16 protein-coding genes and 1 tRNA gene are annotated in these 18,158 nt (G+C 59.9%); 9 read left to right on the forward strand and 8 right to left on the reverse strand.

The window, feature by feature from the left end; all coding sequences use genetic code 11:
• Nucleotides 1-51 precede the first annotated feature (51 nt).
• From infB to FMM72_RS00280, 7 genes are all read right to left on the reverse strand, one after another.
• Nucleotides 52-2,673, reverse strand: a complete 2,622-nt coding sequence (infB, locus tag FMM72_RS00250) for a translation initiation factor IF-2 (protein WP_162220183.1) — start codon at nt 2,671-2,673, stop codon at nt 52-54.
• A gap of 117 nt (nt 2,674-2,790) precedes the next feature.
• On the reverse strand, nt 2,791-3,102 hold the full coding sequence (locus tag FMM72_RS00255) for a L7Ae/L30e/S12e/Gadd45 family ribosomal protein (protein ID WP_160209381.1): 312 nt from the start codon (nt 3,100-3,102) through the stop codon (nt 2,791-2,793).
• Nucleotides 3,095-3,367 carry an RNase P modulator RnpM gene (gene rnpM / locus FMM72_RS00260; RefSeq protein WP_160209380.1) on the reverse strand — a complete coding sequence of 91 codons (273 nt, stop codon included), beginning with the start codon at nt 3,365-3,367 and terminating at the stop codon, nt 3,095-3,097. Before rnpM ends, FMM72_RS00255 begins: the two co-directional genes overlap by 8 nt.
• A gap of 50 nt (nt 3,368-3,417) precedes the next feature.
• Complete coding sequence (nusA, locus tag FMM72_RS00265; RefSeq protein ID WP_160209379.1) at nt 3,418-4,476, reverse strand: transcription termination factor NusA; 1,059 nt, start codon at nt 4,474-4,476, stop codon at nt 3,418-3,420.
• A gap of 45 nt (nt 4,477-4,521) precedes the next feature.
• Complete coding sequence (gene rimP, locus FMM72_RS00270; protein WP_160209378.1) at nt 4,522-5,001, reverse strand: ribosome maturation factor RimP; 480 nt, start codon at nt 4,999-5,001, stop codon at nt 4,522-4,524.
• A gap of 202 nt (nt 5,002-5,203) precedes the next feature.
• A complete protein-coding gene (locus tag FMM72_RS00275) occupies nt 5,204-6,880 on the reverse strand; it encodes an AMP-binding protein (protein WP_160209377.1) in 1,677 nt (558 codons plus the stop codon).
• A 45-nt stretch (nt 6,881-6,925) separates the two neighbouring features.
• On the reverse strand, nt 6,926-7,474 hold the full coding sequence (locus tag FMM72_RS00280; RefSeq protein WP_162220184.1) for a helix-turn-helix domain-containing protein: 549 nt from the start codon (nt 7,472-7,474) through the stop codon (nt 6,926-6,928).
• 302 nt (nt 7,475-7,776) lie between these two features.
• On the opposite strand from FMM72_RS00280, the gene FMM72_RS00285 reads away from it, so the two are divergent.
• The 8 genes from FMM72_RS00285 (at nt 7,777) to FMM72_RS00320 (ending at nt 16,777) form a co-directional block, all read left to right on the forward strand.
• Entirely contained in the window at nt 7,777-8,355 is a 579-nt protein-coding gene (locus FMM72_RS00285) for a xanthine phosphoribosyltransferase (RefSeq protein ID WP_162220185.1), read from the forward strand.
• Nucleotides 8,356-8,481: 126 nt separating this feature from the next.
• Entirely contained in the window at nt 8,482-9,699 is a 1,218-nt protein-coding gene (locus FMM72_RS00290) for a BMP family ABC transporter substrate-binding protein (protein ID WP_162220186.1), read from the forward strand.
• Between the two features lie 112 nt (nt 9,700-9,811).
• Nucleotides 9,812-11,338 (forward strand): ABC transporter ATP-binding protein, encoded by a 1,527-nt coding sequence (locus FMM72_RS00295; protein WP_160209373.1) that lies wholly within the window; start codon nt 9,812-9,814, stop codon nt 11,336-11,338.
• Complete coding sequence (locus FMM72_RS00300; protein ID WP_160209372.1) at nt 11,335-12,405, forward strand: ABC transporter permease; 1,071 nt, start codon at nt 11,335-11,337, stop codon at nt 12,403-12,405. The genes FMM72_RS00295 and FMM72_RS00300 overlap by 4 nt, the downstream gene beginning before the upstream one ends.
• Nucleotides 12,402-13,367, forward strand: a complete 966-nt coding sequence (locus FMM72_RS00305) for an ABC transporter permease (RefSeq protein WP_160209371.1) — start codon at nt 12,402-12,404, stop codon at nt 13,365-13,367. Before FMM72_RS00300 ends, FMM72_RS00305 begins: the two co-directional genes overlap by 4 nt.
• 1 nt (nt 13,368) lies before the next feature.
• Nucleotides 13,369-15,966, forward strand: coding sequence for a 3'-5' exonuclease (locus FMM72_RS00310; protein WP_162220187.1), 2,598 nt, complete (start codon nt 13,369-13,371; stop codon nt 15,964-15,966).
• A 6-nt stretch (nt 15,967-15,972) separates the two neighbouring features.
• Nucleotides 15,973-16,344: a hypothetical protein gene (locus tag FMM72_RS00315; protein ID WP_162220188.1), complete on the forward strand. Its 372-nt coding sequence runs from the start codon at nt 15,973-15,975 to the stop codon at nt 16,342-16,344.
• Nucleotides 16,292-16,777, forward strand: coding sequence for a hypothetical protein (locus tag FMM72_RS00320; protein WP_160209369.1), 486 nt, complete (start codon nt 16,292-16,294; stop codon nt 16,775-16,777). Before FMM72_RS00315 ends, FMM72_RS00320 begins: the two co-directional genes overlap by 53 nt.
• A 137-nt stretch (nt 16,778-16,914) precedes the next feature.
• On the opposite strand, the gene FMM72_RS00325 is transcribed toward FMM72_RS00320, so the two are convergent.
• Nucleotides 16,915-17,424: a pyridoxamine 5'-phosphate oxidase family protein gene (locus FMM72_RS00325; RefSeq protein ID WP_201758509.1), complete on the reverse strand. Its 510-nt coding sequence runs from the start codon at nt 17,422-17,424 to the stop codon at nt 16,915-16,917.
• A 624-nt stretch (nt 17,425-18,048) separates the two neighbouring features.
• Here FMM72_RS00325 and FMM72_RS00330 point away from each other — a divergent pair.
• Nucleotides 18,049-18,125, forward strand: a tRNA-Met gene (locus FMM72_RS00330).
• Nucleotides 18,126-18,158 lie beyond the last annotated feature (33 nt).

The following is an 18,158-nucleotide window of genomic DNA, read 5'->3' on the forward strand; positions in this document are numbered from 1 at the left end:
TTTGATTGCGCTTACACCGGACGCCCGCCCATGGGCAGCCCCGTCCAATTATTATTCGCGATATTCCTCGATCTCATACGCTTCGAAGACGTCGCCTTCCTTGATATCGTTGAATTTTGTAAGGCCCATGCCGCATTCATAACCCTTAGCGACCTCTTTCACGTCGTCCTTGAACCGCTTGAGCGACGCAAGCTTGTCGTCGGCAATGATGATGCCGTCGCGCACAACGCGGATCTCAGCCGAACGGGTGATCTTGCCCTCAAGCACATAACAGCCGGCAACCGCGCCGACGCCCGTGATCTTGTAGACCTGGCGCACCTCCGCACGGCCAAGGTCGACCTCGCGCGTCTTGGGCGCGAGCATCCCCTTCATAGCCGTCTCAACGTCGTTGATAGCGTCGTAAATAATGCGGTAGAGACGCATCTCCACACCGTCGCGCTCCGCGTTCTCCTTGGCGACGGGGTCTGGACGCACATTGAAGCCGACAATAATCGCATTGGAGGCGTCGGCAAGCATGACGTCGCTCTCCGAGATCGCGCCGACCGCGCCATGGATGACCTTGACGCGCACTTCGTCGTTCGAGAGCTTCTCAAGCGACTGGCGCACCGCCTCGACCGAACCCTGCACATCGGCCTTGACGATGACCGGCAGCTCCTTGACATCGCCCTGTGAGATATGGCTGAACAGGTTGTCAAGCGTCACCTTTTCATAGGAGCTGAACTGCTCCTGCTTCTGCTCGTGCTTGCGCTGGTCGACAAGCTCCTTGGCCAGGCGCTCGTCGGCGACGGCGTTGAGCACGTCGCCCGCAGCCGGCACATCGCCCAGGCCCGTGATCTCAACCGGCATGGACGGACCGGCGTGCTCGACGCGCTCGCCTTTGTCGTTGAGCATGACGCGCACACGGCCAAACGTCGTCCCCGCGATGACCGCGTCACCCACATTGAGCGTACCGGTCTGTACGAGGATCGTCGCAACCGGGCCGCGGCCGCGGTCAAGCTTTGCCTCGACAACTGTTCCGCGCGCCGCGCGGTCGGGGTTGGCTTTCAGCTCGTTCGTATCGGCCACAAGCTGGATCATCTCCAGCAGGTCCTCAATGCCCTCGCGCGTCTTGGCGGAAACCGGGATGCACGGCACGTCGCCGCCCCATTCCTCGGGCACAAGCTCATATTCCGTCAGCTCCTGCATGACCTTGTCGGGATTGGCGTGCGGCTTATCCATCTTATTGATCGCGACAATGATCGAAACGCCCGCAGCCTTGGCGTGGTTGATCGCCTCGATGGTCTGCGGCATGATGCCGTCGTCGGCCGCAACGACAAGCACCGCGATATCTGTGACCTGCGCGCCGCGCGCACGCATGGCTGTAAAGGCGGCGTGGCCGGGCGTGTCAAGGAATGTGACCGGACGGCCGTTGACCTCGACCTGATACGCGCCGATATGCTGCGTGATGCCGCCGGCCTCGCCCTCGGTGACGTTTGTCTGACGGATGGCGTCGAGCAGGGATGTTTTTCCGTGGTCGACGTGGCCCATGACAACCACAATCGGCGGACGCTCGGCGAGATTTTCCTCGCTGTCCTCCTCGTCCACCTTAAACAGGCGGTCTTCAATCGTGACGACGACCTCTTTTTCAACCTTGGCGCCGATCTCCATGGAAACCATCGCGGCCGTATCGTAATCGATCACATCGTTGACAGCCGCCATGACGCCAAGCCCCATCAGACGCTTAATGACCTCGGAGGCCGTCAGATGCAGGCGCGCGGCCAGCTCTCCGACGGTGATCTCGTCCGGGATGGTGATTTCCAGCTTTTGGCGGCGCTGACGCTCCAGCTCGAGCCGGCGCATCTTCGCGTCTTCCTTCTCCTTGCGGGACATGGCCGGTTTTCCGGAGCGCCGCTGCGCGCTGCGCTGCGTCAGCTTCTGTTTCTGCGCGCCCGTATCGCGGTTGCCCATCTTTGTCTGGGCGAGCGTGTCGTATTTCTCATTGTAACGGTCAAGCTCCACCTGCGTGGAACCAGCGCGCATATCGACCATCGCCGACCCGCGCTGGCGCGGCTTTGTTCCCGGCTGCTGCGCCGACGACGCCTGCTGGCCGCCCTGCTGCGGACGCTGCTGCTGGTTCTGCTGCGGGCGGCTCTGTCCCTGCTGTGGGCGCTGCTGGCCGCCTTGCTGCATCCGGCCCTGGCCGCCCTGACCACGGCTGTTCTGCTGGCCGCCCTGCTGCGGACGGCCCTGCTGCGGACGCTGCTGGCCGCCTTGCTGCATCCGGCCCTGGCCGCCCTGGCCGCGGCCGTTTTGCTGGCCGCCCTGCTGCGGACGGCCCTGCTGCGGACGCTGCTGGTTTTGCTGCGGACGGCCCTGCCCGCCCTGCTGTGCGGCCGGCTGCTGCGCCTGCGGGGGCTGCGGCGGCGCAGCCTTGCGCGCGGATTCCTCCGCCGTCTTTCGCGCAGATTCCTTGGCCGCCTGCTTCTTGGCCTCTCCGGCCGCGAAATATTCGTCGAAGCTCTCCACCTGGTTTTGATTCGTGTAGTGGTTGAGCACAACGCTCAATTCCTGCTCATTGAGGGCAGTCATGCTTTTGCGCTCGCCCGGAATGCGCTCTGCAAGCAGGTCGGCGACCTCCTTGCTCGCTACGCCGAGGTCCTTTGCGACCTCGTGCAACCTGTACTTTTCGATCATTCGTTGAATTCCTCCTCTGATCATTCGCGGCTGCCTGCCGCCGTGACGTTCGCAAACCACAGGCGCCGCCGCGGAGTTGGAACGCTGGATTCTCTATATAAAGACCATATCGGTTGATTACGCTGTATTGCCGGGCAAAAGCCCCGAAATCATATCGGCGAAGCCGCGGTCGCAGACCGCGAACACGCCGTACGGTTTGCCCGCCACCGGGGCCAGCTCCTGCATCGTGTAGGGAAGCGTGCAAACCGGAACGCGCGCCTGCTGGCATACGCCGCGCGCATGGCGCGCGGAGCGTTCGGCGATGTCGCTTGTGAGAAGCACCAGCTTCGCCTCGCCGGTCAAAACGTTGTCGCGCACCACATCGGCGCCCATACGAAGCCTCTGTGCCTTGCGGCAGAGCGAAATTGCCGAAAACAGCCTGTCATTCATGCGGCGTCTCCCCCAATTCCTGCTCCAGACGCGCATACACCTCGTCCGGAATCGCACAGTCGAGCGCACGCTCCAGCCGCCGGGCCTTCCTCGCCTTTTTCAGGCAGGCGGCATCGGGACACAAATAAACGCCGCGTCCCGATTTCTTGCCGCCCGGATCGAGCAAAATCGTCCCTTCGGGCGTGCGCACCACGCGCACAAGCTCTTTCTTTGGCCTGTGGGCGGCGCATCCGGAGCACATGCGCACCGGCTGTTTTTTCTGCATCGCGATTCCTCCCGTAAGCGCGGGATGCTCCCCGCGCGCGTCATGGCGCTTTATTCGCCGTAAAAGCCGCTTTCCGGCTTGATATCGATTTTCCATCCCGTCAGCTTTGCCGCCAGGCGCGCGTTCTGCCCCTTGTTGCCGATAGCCAGCGAAAGCTGGTGATCCGGCACTGAAACGCGGCAGCTTTTGGCCCCGTCCGGGTCGACCTCGACAGAGACGACGTCCGCCGGCGACAGCGCCGCGGCGATGAATTCGGCCGGGTCGGCCGAATAACGCACAACGTCGATCTTTTCGCCTCCAAGCTCCTCGACAATGGCGGAGACGCGCTGCCCTTTCGGGCCGATGCACGCGCCGACCGGGTCGACGTTCTCGTCGTTGCTCCAAACGGCGATTTTCGTGCGCGAGCCGGCCTCGCGCGAAATCGACTTGACTTCGATCGTGCCGTCGAAAATCTCTGGAACCTCCATCTCAAACAGGCGCTTGACCAGCCCCGGATGCGTGCGGGAAATCATGATGCGCGGTCCTTTTTCACCGTTGACCACGTCGACGACATAGACCTTGACGCGCGCGCCGTCGGCATATTCCTCGCCCGGCACCTGTTCGCCCTTTGGCAGCACGGCCTCGCTTTTCCCAAGCTCCAGCGTGACGTTGCCCTTGACCTGATCGGTGCGCAGCACGGTAGCTGTCACAATATCGTGCTGGCGCGAAGAGAACTCCGCGAAAAGCTGCCCGCGCTCGGCCTCGCGGATGCCCTGACGGATGACGTGTTTAGCCGTCTGCGCGGCGATGCGTCCAAACTGCTTGGTGTCAAGCGGAATTTCGACAACGTCGCCGAGCGTGGCGCCGCTGTCGTACTTAACAGCCTCCTCCGGCAGGATCTCCTGCGCGGGGTCGAGCAGGTCGTCTACAACCGTCTTGCGCATCGCGACATAAAAGCGTCCTGTATCCGGGTTGATATCGACGACGCTGTCCTCCGAAGCGCCCATGTCGCGGCGGATGGCGTTGCCGATCGCCGTGGCGATCTTTTCGGCAAGCAGGCTGCGCGGTATGCCCTTTTCCTTTTCCATCAGCGCAAGCGCCTCGAAAAACTCGGTATTGCTCGTATTCATTTTTCCGGATTCCCCCATCAATATATAATGCACGCCGTCGCAGCGTCAAAATTCCTCGTAAAGGCGGACAAAGGCCGTCTCGCCGGGCGAAAAGGCCATCTCCAATTCGTCGTCGAGCAGCACGGCGACCACGCCGTTTTCATACGACGAGAGCGCGCCGATGAAATCGCGCTCGCCCTCGACCGGCCGGATCAGGCGCACATGCACCTGCGCGCCGATATATTTTTGAAAATGCCAGTCCTTCGTGAGCTTTCGCTCCACGCCTGGAGAGCCGACCTCAAGCGTATAGCTCTGGTCGATCGGGTCTGCCGCGTCGAGCAGGTCGCTCACCTCGCGGCTGAACGCCTCGCACTCTTCGATCGTGACGCCGCCCTCACGGTCGATATAATAGCGCAGGTACCACCCCGCGCCCTCCTTTTCAAACGCCACGTCCCACAGATACAGCCCCATGCGCTGTGCGACCGGCGCGGCCAGCGCCTCGCAGACGCCGGCTGTATTCGGGCGTTTCCCCTGGGTCTTTGCCACTAAATCCCTCCATACGCAAAGGAAAGAGTGAGGCTGACCTCACTCTTTCACACTCGTTTCTATTCTTACCATAATGCCAGTGTAGCATACCCGCGCGCAAAATGCAAGCATCTTTCGCCGGTTTGGTGGCCCCGGCGCGGTTTTTTCACATCAGCCGGGCCGTTTTAAAGGCCCGGGGGCGCCGCGGCGGCCAAAGCGCACCCTACTGCGCCGCCTTCTCGTGGTCCTCCATGCGGATCTGCTTGCGCTTGATCTTGCCGCTCATCGTCTTGGGCAACTCGTCCACAAATTCGACGATGCGCGGGTATTTATACGGCGCCGTCTCCTTCTTGACATGGCTTTGCAGCTCCTTTTTAAGCGCGTCGGAGGGCGTGACGCCGCGCGCGGGCACGACCGTCGCCTTGACCACCTGGCCACGGACCGGATCGGGCGCGGCCGTGACGGCGCACTCGAGCACCGCCGGATGTGTCATCAGCGCCGATTCGACCTCAAACGGGCCAATGCGGTAGCCGGAGCATTTGATGACGTCGTCGTTGCGCCCGACAAACCAGATATACCCGTCGCCGTCGCGCCAGGCCGTATCGCCGGTCGAATACATGTTGTTGTAAAAAGCGTCCGCGTTCGCCTGCGGATCGCCGCGGTACTCAACGAGCAGGCCGGCAGGCCGGCCCTTATCAAGATTTTTGACCACAATCGTGCCGACGATGCCGTCCTCGCAGGAATTGCCGTCCTCATCGACAATGTCCAAATCGTACAGCGGAGAAAACTTCCCGGTCGAACCGGGCTTGATCGGAAACCATGGGAAATTGGCGATGATGACCGTCGTCTCCGACTGGCCGAAGCCCTCCGTCAATTCAAGGCCGGTCGCCTCCTTAAAGCGGTTAAAGACCTCAGGGTTGAGCGGCTCGCCGGCGATCGTGCACTTTTTCAGCGATGACAGATCGTATTTCGACAGGTCCTCCTTGATCAGAAAGCGGTACACGGTGGGCGGCGCGCAGAACGTCGCCGGGCGCAGGCGTTCAATCGTCTGGAGCATATGCACCGGATCAAATTTCCCTTCGGTGTCATACGCCACGATGACCGCGCCGCAGATCCACTGGCCGTAAATCTTGCCCCATCCGAATTTTGCCCATCCGGAGTCGGCTGAAACAAAATGCAGCCCGCCGTCGCGCACCTCATGCCAGTAATTGGCCGTCGTGATGTGGCCAAGCGGATAGGCGTAATCGTGAACGATCAGCTTTGGCATCCCGGTTGTGCCGGAGGTGAAATATCCAAGCATCAGGTCGCGGACGTCCGTCGCCGCTTCACCCGTGGGGCGCGGGAACTCCATCGGGTAATCCGCAACGGCGCGGCGAAAATCGATGCAGTCCGCGGGGATTTTTTCGCCGACGACCGCAACGTGCCGAAGCGTCGTACATTCCGCGCGCACCTGCCGGATGTTCCCGAGCAGCTCGCCGTCGTCGACGCAGCAGATCATTTTAACGCCCGCCTTGTTGCAGCGGTATTCGATATCGTGCGGCATAAGCTGGTATGTTGCGGGGATTACGATCGCGCCGATGCGGTGCAGCGCCAGCATGCACACCCACGCCTCGACGCGCTGCTTGAGCACCAGCAGCACAAAATCGCCCTTTTTTACGCCGTGCGCCGTGAAGAAATTGGCCGCCTGCATCGAAAGCGCCGACAGCTCCGAAAAGGCGAGCCGGCGCTCGCCCGCGCCGCCGTCCACCCAGACGAGCGCGGGCTTGCGCGCGTCCCGGCGCGCCCACTCGTCGATTACATCGTATGAGAAATTGAAGTCCTCCGGAATATTCAACCGGTAATTCGCCTTAAAATCCTCGTACGAATCAAATTGCGTACGAGGCAGAAATTTTTCAATCATATACACCCTTCTTTATTGCAAATAAGCCGCTTTGACAACGGGTTCTCACTCGTTGATGATGGTCAGAAAACGGACCGGGCCTCCCACGGCGCGCTGCCCGTGCGGGGTCGACGGATCGAAAAAGGCGCTGTCGCCGGCTTCCAGCAGAAACGAACGGCCGCCGATGACAAGCTGCACCGTGCCGCTGATCACATAGTTAAACTCCTGTCCCGCATGCGTCACAAGCTCGGGCGGGTTTTCCATCGGCTCCAGGTCGACGATCATCGGGTCAAAGTCGCGGTCTATGTAGTTGAAGGCAAGCGAATTGAACCGGTACCCCTTGTACCGTTCGATCGAAACGCCGCGCCCCTGGCGCACGATTGTGTAATCGTTCATGCGCGGCGCCTCGCCGGTCAAAAGGACCGTCGGGTCTACGTTGAGCGCCGCCGCAACACCATATATAACGCCGATGGGAATATCGTCCTCTGCATTTTCATACCGCTCATACTCCTCGGGCGGCAGGTCCAGCCCCTTTGCCAGATCAACGGCCGCTACATCGAGAATCTCCCGCAGTTCGCGGATGCGCCCTGCGATCTGCTTGATCTGTTCGTTCATCACAATCCTCCTTATACTGTATGTACTTATACATATCTGCTTTTTACGGTTTTATTTTACACGCTTTGCGGCTCCCATGCAATACAAACCTGTATCCCGAACGGGCAAATTTCTGCACATTTTTAAGTAATACTTATCATTTTTTAGGTCGAAATTTGTAAAACTTGCTAAAACCGTCGTAACCTGTGTATTCTTTTTCTGCACTTTTTGCCCCATTGAACAATCTGTAAATTTCCTGTAAACTGAATGTATACGTTTCCCCGTTTTCTGGGATAAGAACGCAATTTGGAGGATCGACGGAAATGGAGCTTTTGAAACAACGCATCCGCGCGGACGGACACGTCAAACCCGGCAATGTGCTCAAGGTTGACAGCTTCCTCAACCATCAGATGGATATTTCCCTCTTTTGTGAGATCGGACAGGAGTTTAAGCGTCTGTTCGGCGACTGCGGCGTGACAAAAATTCTGACCATCGAGGCCTCCGGCATCGGGATTGCGGCTGTAACGGCGCAGTTTTTTAACGTCCCGGTTGTGTTCGCCAAAAAGTCGCAGTCGAAAAACATCGACGGCGAGGTATTTACCTCGCGCGTGGAATCCTTCACGCACGGGCGTGTTTACGACATCATCGTTTCAAAAAAATTCCTGCTGCCGGACGACCGCGTCCTGCTGATCGACGATTTTCTCGCAAAGGGCAGCGCGCTCGAGGGGCTTTGCAAGCTTGTCGAAGACTCCGGCGCAACGCTCGTCGGCGCGGGCATTGTGATTGAAAAGGGCTTCCAGGAGGGCGGCGCGCTCGTCCGCGGGCGCGGCGTGCGCGTCGAATCGCTCGCCATTGTGGAGAGCATGGACGACAAAACCGGCGGGATCGTTTTCCGCGACTGACTTTCTTTCATGACCTGACCCCGTGTGTTTTCCACGCGGCCGCGCCCGCTGCACAGCGGGCGCGCCTGCGTTTTGGAATAAGAACCCGTACTGTAAGCGGGGAATGTTGAAATTGGAGGAGAAAAAATGAAACTGAGCAAAAGGATCCTTGCCCTGCTGCTTGCTGGGGCGATGGCGGCCTGCGCCGCCGCTTGCGGCGGCTCCGAGCCGGCCGCTTCCACCGCCGACGGCGCTTCCGCGCCTGCTGCCTCTGCCCCGGCCGCCGCTTCCGAAGCCGCTCCGGCCGACGATTGGGCCGCAAAGGTCGGTACGAAAACCTTCCCGGCGATTGCAAAGGAAGATTTGAAGATCGGATTTCTCTATGTCGGTCCGGTCGGCGACGAAGGCTACTCCTATGCGCATGACCAGGGCCGCGCCAAGATGGCCGAGACGCTCGGCCTGGCTGAAGGGCAGACGCTGATCGTTGAAAACGTCCCGGAGGAATCCGAATGCGCCGATCAGGTGCGCAATCTGATCGACCAGGGCTGCAATGTCATCTTTGCGACGAGCTTCGGCCATCAGGACTGGGTGATGGAGGTTGCCAAGGAGTATCCCGATGTGATCTTTGAACATTGCTCGGGATTCCGTTATGGCGAAAACATGACCGCCTATTTTGGCCGTATGTATCAGATCCGCTATCTGACCGGCATCGCTGCCGGCCTTAAAACCGAATCGAACAAGATCGGCTATGTCGCCGCCATGCCGACCGCCGAGGTTGTGCGCGGCGCGAACGCGTTTGCGCTGGGCGTCAAATCCGTCAATCCGGACGCGACTGTTGAGGTCAAATTCACCAACTCCTGGTACGATCCCGCCGGTGAGAAAAACGTTGCGATCGACCTGCTCAACTCCGGCTGCGATGTGATCGGCCAGCACGTTGATACGACCGCTCCGCAGGTCGCCGCCCAGGAAAAGGGCGCGTTCGCCATCGGCTACAACGCGGCCACCTACAATGTCGCGCCGCAGGCGTACTTGACCGCTCCGCTGTGGGATTGGGGTTCCTATTATACCGCCGAGGCGCAGAAGATCATCGACGGCGCCTGGACCTCGCAGAACTATTGGGGCGATATGAAGGACGGTATTGTCTACATTGACGAGCTTTCCGCCAATTGCGCCGAGGGCACGCAGGAGAAAATCGACGAAGCGCACGCCAAGATTGAATCCGGTGAGCTGAAGATCTTCGCCGGCCCGATCAACGACAACACGGGCGCCGAGCGCGTGCCCGCCGGCTCCGAAATGACCGACGCCGAGCTGCTTGCGTTCGACTGGTTTGTTGACAACATCGTCGGCACCGTCCCCGCCGCGTAAACATTTCCGTTCCACCGAAGGGGCGGGGCATGGCCCCGCCCCTTCTTTTCCCTCTCCCGCCCATTCGCATTTTCGGGCGGCCTGCCATCAGCAAAATAAGGAGGTTTTCAACATGGATAGCGCGCCCTATATCCAGCTGACCGATATCTGCAAATCGTTCGGCAGCGTCCGCGCCAACCACAACGTCTGTCTAAGCGTCAGCCGCGGTGAAATACATGCGCTGCTCGGCGAAAACGGTTCGGGCAAGAGCACGCTTGTCAATATGCTCTCCGGCATCTATGCGCCGGACAGCGGCCATATCCGGGTGGACGGACGCGAGCGGCGCTTCGCCTCGCCGCGCGATGCGATTGAAGCCGGCATCGGCATGGTGCACCAGCATTTCAAGCTTGTCGACGTGATGACCGCCGCCGAAAACCTCGCGCTCGGCGCGCGCGGCGGGCTGTTTGTGAATAAGCGCGCGCTCGCCGCGCGGATGAAAGAGCTTGGCGCCCGCTACGGCCTGTCGGTCGACCCGGAGCGCAAGGTTTACAATATGTCGGTCGGAGAAAAGCAGACGGTTGAAATCCTCAAGGCCCTTTATCACGGCGCAAATGTGCTGATCCTCGACGAGCCGACGGCGGTGCTCACGCCGCAGGAGACAAAAAGCCTCTTTGAGATCCTGCGCGGCATGAAAGCGGAGGGCTGCTCCGTCATCATCATCACCCATAAGCTGGGCGAAGTGCTTGAGATCAGCGACCGTGTGACCGTGCTGCGCCGCGGCGAGTCGGCCGGCACAGTCGAGACGAGGGACGCCGACGCGCGCTCGTTGACCGAGCTGATGGTCGGGCGGCCCGTCTCGCTCAAGATCGCACGCCCCGCCGTCCCCGAAGAGCTGAAACGTCCGCTCCTGGAGGTGCGCGGCCTTTCGGCGCGCGGGCCGGGCGGCGTCAAGACGCTCGACGGCATGAGCTTTACGCTCTCGGGCGGCGAAATCCTCGGCGTGGCCGGTATCGCCGGCAGCGGCCAGAAGGAACTGTGCGAGATCATCGCCGGTATGCAGCGCGCCTTTGCAGGCGAGATCGTATTCCAGGGCGAATCGATTCTAGGCAAGTCGCCGGCTGAAATCATCAAACGCGGCATTCAGATGAGCTTTATCCCGGAGGACCGCCTCGGCATGGGGCTTGTCGCGGGTATGGATATCGTTGAGAACGTGATGCTCAAAACCTTCCGGCGCGGCAAAACGCCGTTTATCGACCGCGCCACCGGCCGGCGGGACGCCGAACGCATTGTGCAGGATTATTCGATCGACACGCCGTCGGTCGGCCATATCGTTAAAAAGCTGTCGGGCGGCAATATCCAAAAGGTGCTGCTCGGACGTGAAATCGATCTGAACCCAACGCTGCTCGTGACCGCCTATCCTGTGCGCGGGCTTGATATCGGAGCTTCCTATTTCATCTATGACGCGCTGAACAAACAGAAGGAAAAGGGCGTCGGCATCCTGTTCATCGGCGAGGATCTCGATGTACTGATGGAGCTGTGCGACCGTGTTATGGTTATCCACGGCGGCGCGGTTATGGGCATCGTTGATCCGGCGCAGGTCACCAAAGAGGATATCGGGCTGATGATGCTCGGCCATAAACCTGGGGAGGTGGTCGCGTGATCCGCATTGTACGGCGTCCGGACCCGTCGCGCCGGCGCGACATCGTCACACGTCTGGCGGCTGTTTTTGCCGCGCTTGTCTGCGCCTCGCTGATTATGGCGGCGCTCGGCTATAACCCTGTCGCCGTTTTTTCCAATATCATCGTCGGTTCCACCGGCACGGCGCACCGTATCCGTCAGACCATTGTCAAGGCCATCCCGCTGACGACGCTTTCGCTCGGCGTGGCCGTATGCTTTAAGATGAAATTTTGGAATATTGGCGCGGAGGGACAGTTTTATCTGGGCGCGCTGTTCGCCACCTGGACGGCCTATCACTTCAAAACGCTGCCGGCCGGGGCGCTTCTGCCGCTGATGTTGATCGCCTCCTTGATCGGCGGCGGGCTGTGGGCGCTTATTCCAGCGGTTCTCAAATCAAAATTCCGCACGAGTGAAATTCTCGTCACATTGATGCTCAACTATGTGGCGACGAAATTCATCACGTATCTTCAGTACGGCCCGTGGAAGGACCCGAGCGCGGGCGGCTTTGCCAAAATGCCCAAATTTGCCGACGCCGCCGTGCTTCCCAAGCTGTTCGGCGTCCACATCGGCTGGATCATTGTGCTTGTGCTGGCGCTGACCGTCCATATTCTGCTGGCCAAAACAAAACTCGGATATGAAATTTCTGTTATCGGAGAAAGTGAAACGACAGCCCGTTACGCAGGCATTTCCGTGGCGGGCGTCACGGCCGCAGCCGTGATGATCGGCGGCGGGCTGTGCGGCGCGGCCGGCTTCATGCAGGCTTCAGCGATTGAAAAATCGCTGACCGACCAGCTCTCCGCGGGGCTTGGCTTCACAGCCGTCATCACGGCGTGGCTGGCGCGCCTGTCGGCTCCGGCGGTCGTTGTGGTGTCGCTGCTGTTCGCTGCGCTGCTCCAGGGCAGCGCCTATATCCAGACGGCGCTTCAGGTGCCGTCCGCCGTGGCGGATATTTTACAGGGCGTCATCCTGTTCTTCGTTTTGGGCAGCGAATTTTTCTTAAACTACCGTCTGGTGCGCACACAAAGCTCTGAAAAGGAGGCGGTCAAATGAGCGGACTGACACAGGCATCCCTGTTTTTACAGGTCGCCGTCCAGATGGGCACGCCGATCCTGTTCGGCACGCTCGGCGGCATCCTGTGCGAGAAATCCGGAAATATCAACCTTGGCGTTGAGGGCATGATGCTGATGGGCGCTGTGTTCGGCTTCATGACGGCGCTGCACACAGGCAACCCCTTTCTGACGATCGCCGTCGCAGGGCTGGCGGGCGCGTTCGGCGCGCTGATCTATGCGGTCATCACCGTGACGCTGCGCGGCAACCACACCGTCACGGGGCTGGCGCTGACTATCTTTGGGACGGGCCTGTCCGGCACGCTCGGCAAACCACTGGCCGGTCTGGCGCTGCCTGATTCGATCCTGCGGGCCTTTTCCGCCTACAATGTGCCGGGGCTTTCAAAAATCCCGGTGCTTGGCGAAATGTTTTTCCAGCAGAGCGTCTATGTGCAGATCGCGCCGGTGCTCGCAGTGCTTCTATATATCTATCTGACGCGCACCTACGCGGGCCTTTCGACGCGCGCCGTCGGTGAAAATCCCGGCGCGGCCGACGCCTGCGGGGTCAACGTCACGCTTGTCAAATATCTTAACATTGTGGCGGGCGGCTTTCTCTGCGGCATGGGCGGCGCATACCTGTCGGTTGTGTTCGTACCGCGCTGGCAGGAGAATATCACCGCCGGCATCGGCTGGATCGCCGTCGCGCTTGTCATCTTTTCCACCTGGAACCCGGCCAAGGCCATTTTCGGCGCGTACTTTTTCGGCGCGCTGCGAGGTGTCGGATTCAAGCTGCAAAACGCGAGCCTCAGCCTCTTTGGATTTGAACTTCGCGTCTCGGCGCAGCTTCTCGACATGATCCCATATCTTATGACAATCGTCGCGCTTGTGTTGATCGTCCAGGGCAAGCGGCGTGAAAATCAGCCTCCGGCTGCCCTTGGCAACCCGTATTTCAGGGAGGAACGCTGATATGGCCGCTATCCTTCCCGGGAGCGCCCCTGCGCCCGCGCCGTCCATGGCGCGGGCGCTTCATGCTCCAAACGAACAGCAGCGCGCCGTAATTGGGGATACGGCGCACAGCATCCTTTTGCTTGCCGGCGCGGGAACCGGAAAAACAGATACGCTCGCGCGCCGTGTGGCAAACCTGATCGTCTCCGGCGCCGCGGCGCCGGAGGAAATCCTCTGCCTTACCTTTACAAACCGCGCCTGCCGGGAGATGACCGAGCGTATCGAAACGGTCGCAGGCGAAACGGCGCGAAACGTGGCCGTGCATACGGTGCACGGCTTTTGCGCGCGTATGCTGCGCGAGACGCCGGCTGCGCGCACAGATCTCGGGCGCGATTTCACCGTCTGCGACGCGGCCGACGCGCTTGAGATCGTGCGCATCGTTGTCGAACGCACGATCGGCCGGGAAATCGACGGGCGCAACGCGCAGATCCTCCTTGATTTTATCGGGCTTGTCAAGGACGCCATGCTCGAGGACCCGGCGCGCTCCCACGCTGAAGCCGCGGCCGCGGTATTCGTTTCCCGCCGCGAGCAGCTCGAGCGTATCTGCGTCGACGAACAGCGCCGCTATGACGAAAAGTTTTTTCGTTTTCTCGCAAAATACGGCGCGTCCGTCGCGCGCCTTTACGATCAGACGCTTTTGGAGAATAACACGCTCGATTTCTCCGACCTGCTCATCCGAGCCGCGGCTCTGCTGCGCGACCGGCAGACCGCGCAGCTGTGGACCGGCCGGTTTCGCTTCGCGCACGTCGACGAGGCGCAAGATGTCAGCCTTGCGGAATACAGCCTGCTTTCCCGCCTGTGCGGCGGCGCTGTCACACTGTTCTGCGGCGACTTCAACCAGACAATCTACGGCTGGCGCGGCTCCGATCCGACCGCGCTCGCCGCACGCTTCGAGGCGGACTTCCACCCTGTCCGCTTGGAATTTTCGATCAATTACCGCAGCAGCGAACAGCTTCTCGCCGTCGGCCAAAACATCCTGAAGGCCGCCTTTGGCCGCGGCGACGGCGGTCATTTCAGCGTTTCCTCACCGCAGTGCACCGATATTGCGGTACGCGCCTTTGACACGCCCGAAGCGGAAGCCGCCTGGATTTTAGAGTCGATAGAATCGCTCGGATTGACCGACTACACGCGTGTAGCCGTCATCGCGCGCTCGAACTGGGCCTGTTCCGAGCTGTGCGAGCTGCTCTGCCAGGGCGCGCACGCCGCGCGTTCGCCCGTGCGCTTCATGCTTGCCGACGAGCTGCGCCTCTTTTCGCGGGCCGAGGTAAAGGACGCGCTCGCCTGTATCGCCCTGCTTGCCAATCCGCGCGACGGCGCGGCGCTGCTGCGCCTTTTGCGCCGCCATACGGCCGGCGTCGGCGAGGCGACGGCGCGTGCGCTGACAGCCCTGCCGCGCACGGACAGCGGCGCGCTCCCATGCGATCTGGCGGATCTGCGCACACACCGCAGCGGCGACTTTTTCACCGGGCTGCTGGAGGCGTTTTGCGAAGGGCGCGTCGTCGTATTCGATGTGGAAAGCACCGGCGCCGATGTCTACACGGACGATATTATACAGATCGCGGCCGTCCGCCTCTCGCCCGGCGGCGAAGCCGCGCGTTTCGAACGGTTCCTGCGTCCATCGCGGCCTGTCGGCGCGTCCGAACGGGTCCATGGCTTCTCCGACGCGTTTCTGGCGGAAAACGGCGGCGAGCCGCGCGGCGCACTCGAGGATTTTCTCAGCTTTTCGGAAGGCTGCGTCCTGGTCGGACACAATGTGACGTTCGATTTGACGATCACCACGCAGAACCTTGCGCGCGCGGGCAGCATGCGGACGCTCTCCAACGCCTGGTACGACACGCTCGATCTCAGCCGACGCTATTTGAAAGAGCTGCCCAATCATAAACTGTCAACCGTCTCGGCGGCGCTTGGCGCGGCGCATGACCCGTCGCACAACGCGATGGATGATATCCTCGCTACGGCCGATGTGTTATCCGCGCTGATAAAACAGTATGTCGCGCCGTATGAGACGGCGCGCCGCGCGGCCTATGAAAAGCTTCTGCCGCGCCTGGAGCCGTTCGCGCGCCTGCTGGCGGATATCCATGCAAAGGCCGCCGCGCTCCCCGCGCCCGAAGCCGCGCGGCTCGCCTGCCGGATGTTCGGGCTTGGGGAAGCCTTCGCGGCGGAACCGGCGCGCCTGGCAAACCTGGAGCTGTTTTTTGACGCGGCCGGCGATTATACCGACCGCACGCAGCCGCCGGCCCAGCAGCTCGCCTCGCTGCTCGAACTGGCGGCGCTTTCGCCAGGCGCGCTCGACCGTATGCGCAAGACTGCCAACAAGGTCGCCGTCATCACGGCACACCAGTCGAAGGGGTGCGAATTTGACTATGTGTTTTTGCCGATGATGCAGGAGGGCGTATTCCCCACCTGGCAGGCGATGCGCTCCGGCGCGTTTGACGAGGAGGCGCGCGTCTTTTATGTGTCGGTCACGCGCGCCAGAAAAAAGCTGTTCGTATCCTGGGCGCGCGGGCGGCGCGGACGCGGCCCGGCCGAGCCGAGCCGATTTCTCGCCATGCTCGGATAGGGGCAGGTGCAGGCGCAAAAAACGCGCACGGATCTGCTGGCGATTAAGGGCTGTTTGAAAAATCAAAATACCCGTCTTTTTCTACAAACAGCGGGGGACGCTGCGTTAAAAAGCATCGAAATCCGAAAGGATTCCTGCATTTTTCCCTTGCGTTCTCCTGCTGCCTGCGAAAAATTCGGCAATTCCTCTGTTTTTAAACAAGCCCTAGAAAATAAAACAGCCGTCCGTCGAACGGCCGTCGTCTTGTCAAAAAAAGACGAACATGATATAATTGATGAAAATACGGACGTTTTGTGCAAGCGTCCAAAGGAGGGTGCTTTTAGCAATGGCAATTTCCAAGTGGGATGTATCGGTCAACGGAAAGAACCATACCATTGAGATCAAACGCGGCTTTGGCGCGCTCAAGGTTGTTGTCGATGGACAGGTTGAAAAGGTGCGCAGCCAGAATTTCTGGATCATGCTGCTTGACCGTGAAATCAGAATTGAAGACAAGGTGCTCAACCTTGTAATGATCGGAACCAAAGCGGATCTCGCTGTTGACGGCGTGTATCTGGGCACCGGCGAAAAGTATGTCCCTGTCGGCAGGACGCCGGCCTGGGCTTGGGTGATGACCGCTCTGATGCTGATTCTCGGCTATTTCTTCTCGGGAATCATCGGTCTGCTGATCGGTCTGCTCGGCAGCACCTTCTGCATCTCGCGCTCCCTGCGCATAGACGGAAAGAATACGCTCCCGATTTGTATTATCATTACAATCGGCTGCATTGCCGTCCAGGCAGCCATTATGTTTTTGGTTATGCAGCTGCTGTATTAAGAAACTGTACCAATGGGAGACGCACACGCCCTGGCGGAAAATTTTCTCGCCGATCCATACGCTTCCCCCAATCGGTGCAGCCTCTAATGTTTTCCATATACATATCAAAAGGGCCGCCGGCTTTTGCCGGCGGCCTTTTACGCTTTTTCCCGCGCCTGGCGCTGCTTTGTCAGCTCAATAGCCTCTTTGCCGGTCAGGTGCTCAATGGATAGCTCCAGCATACACACCCGGTCAAACTGCTGGTCGATCTCCTGCTTTCGGCCCTCGGCCTGTCCGGGAGAATACTTTGCAGCCAGCAGCTCCAAGGCGCGCAGCTTTTCCGCCGGGTCCTCCAGCATCCGCACGCGCCCGAATGCAATGACGCTTCGAAAACAGGTCGTATACTTTTCCGACAGCACATGATCCTGTCCAATGACGCAGAACGACGCTTTCGGATGCCTTTTGACAGCGTCCAGCTTGTGGCCGGCCATGGCGCAGTGAAAGTAAATCTTTTCTTCGTGACAGACAAAGCTCAATGGGACTGCATACGGATAATCGCCGTCGCCCAAAACGGCAAGCACGCCGGAGGTCGCCCGTTCCAGCAGCGCAAGGCTCTCCCCGCGGGAAAGCGCCTGTTTGGCGCGGCGCATTTCTCTGAACACATGCATCACCTCATTATCGATATGCTTCATGATACCACAGAACGGATCTCTTGCAAAGCTTTGGACCTGAAAACGGGCGGCGCCCCTTTCAAGTGGACCGCCCGGCGCACATCGATGATTTATAGATTGCGCATTGCAATCTATAAATCATTGGCTATCCGCGCCCTCCCCGGCGCGGATTTCAGCGTGATCGAGCCGCCGTGGCGCTTGACAACATGCTTGACGAAAAGTTGCAAGCGGGCCAATGTAAAGTCTGTGTAAAATCGCATGTAATCTGTCCATGTAACCGCCGCTGGCAACCTTTTTGAGCCATTCTTTACAGATGGTCTCCCCAAGCCCCTACGGCCAGTGAGAAAAAACAATGCCTGCAACCCACTTTTTTATTAAAAAGGGGTTGCATTTCCCAATCTCGCGTGTTATAATAGTAAAGCACTCCAAAACAGTGCAGAAAAGATCGCGGAGTGGAGCAGTTTGCTAGCTCGTCGGGCTCATAACCTGACGAACCAAATTCAAAGGCAGTGCATAAAAATTCAATATCGCGGGGTGGAGCAGTTCGGTAGCTCGTCGGGCTCATAACGAATAAACTTCCGCGAGAAACTTTCCAAAGTACAAACCAAATAATTGATATTCCGCGGGGTGGAGCAGTTCGGTAGCTCGTTGGGCTCATAACCCAAAGGTCGTAGGTTCAAATCCTGCCCCCGCAACCAAAACAGCATAAATAAAGGGTTTTTCGCCTTTTA

This window comes from Anaerotruncus colihominis, assembly GCF_010206195.1.
Lineage (GTDB): Bacteria > Bacillota > Clostridia > Oscillospirales > Ruminococcaceae > Anaerotruncus > Anaerotruncus colihominis_A.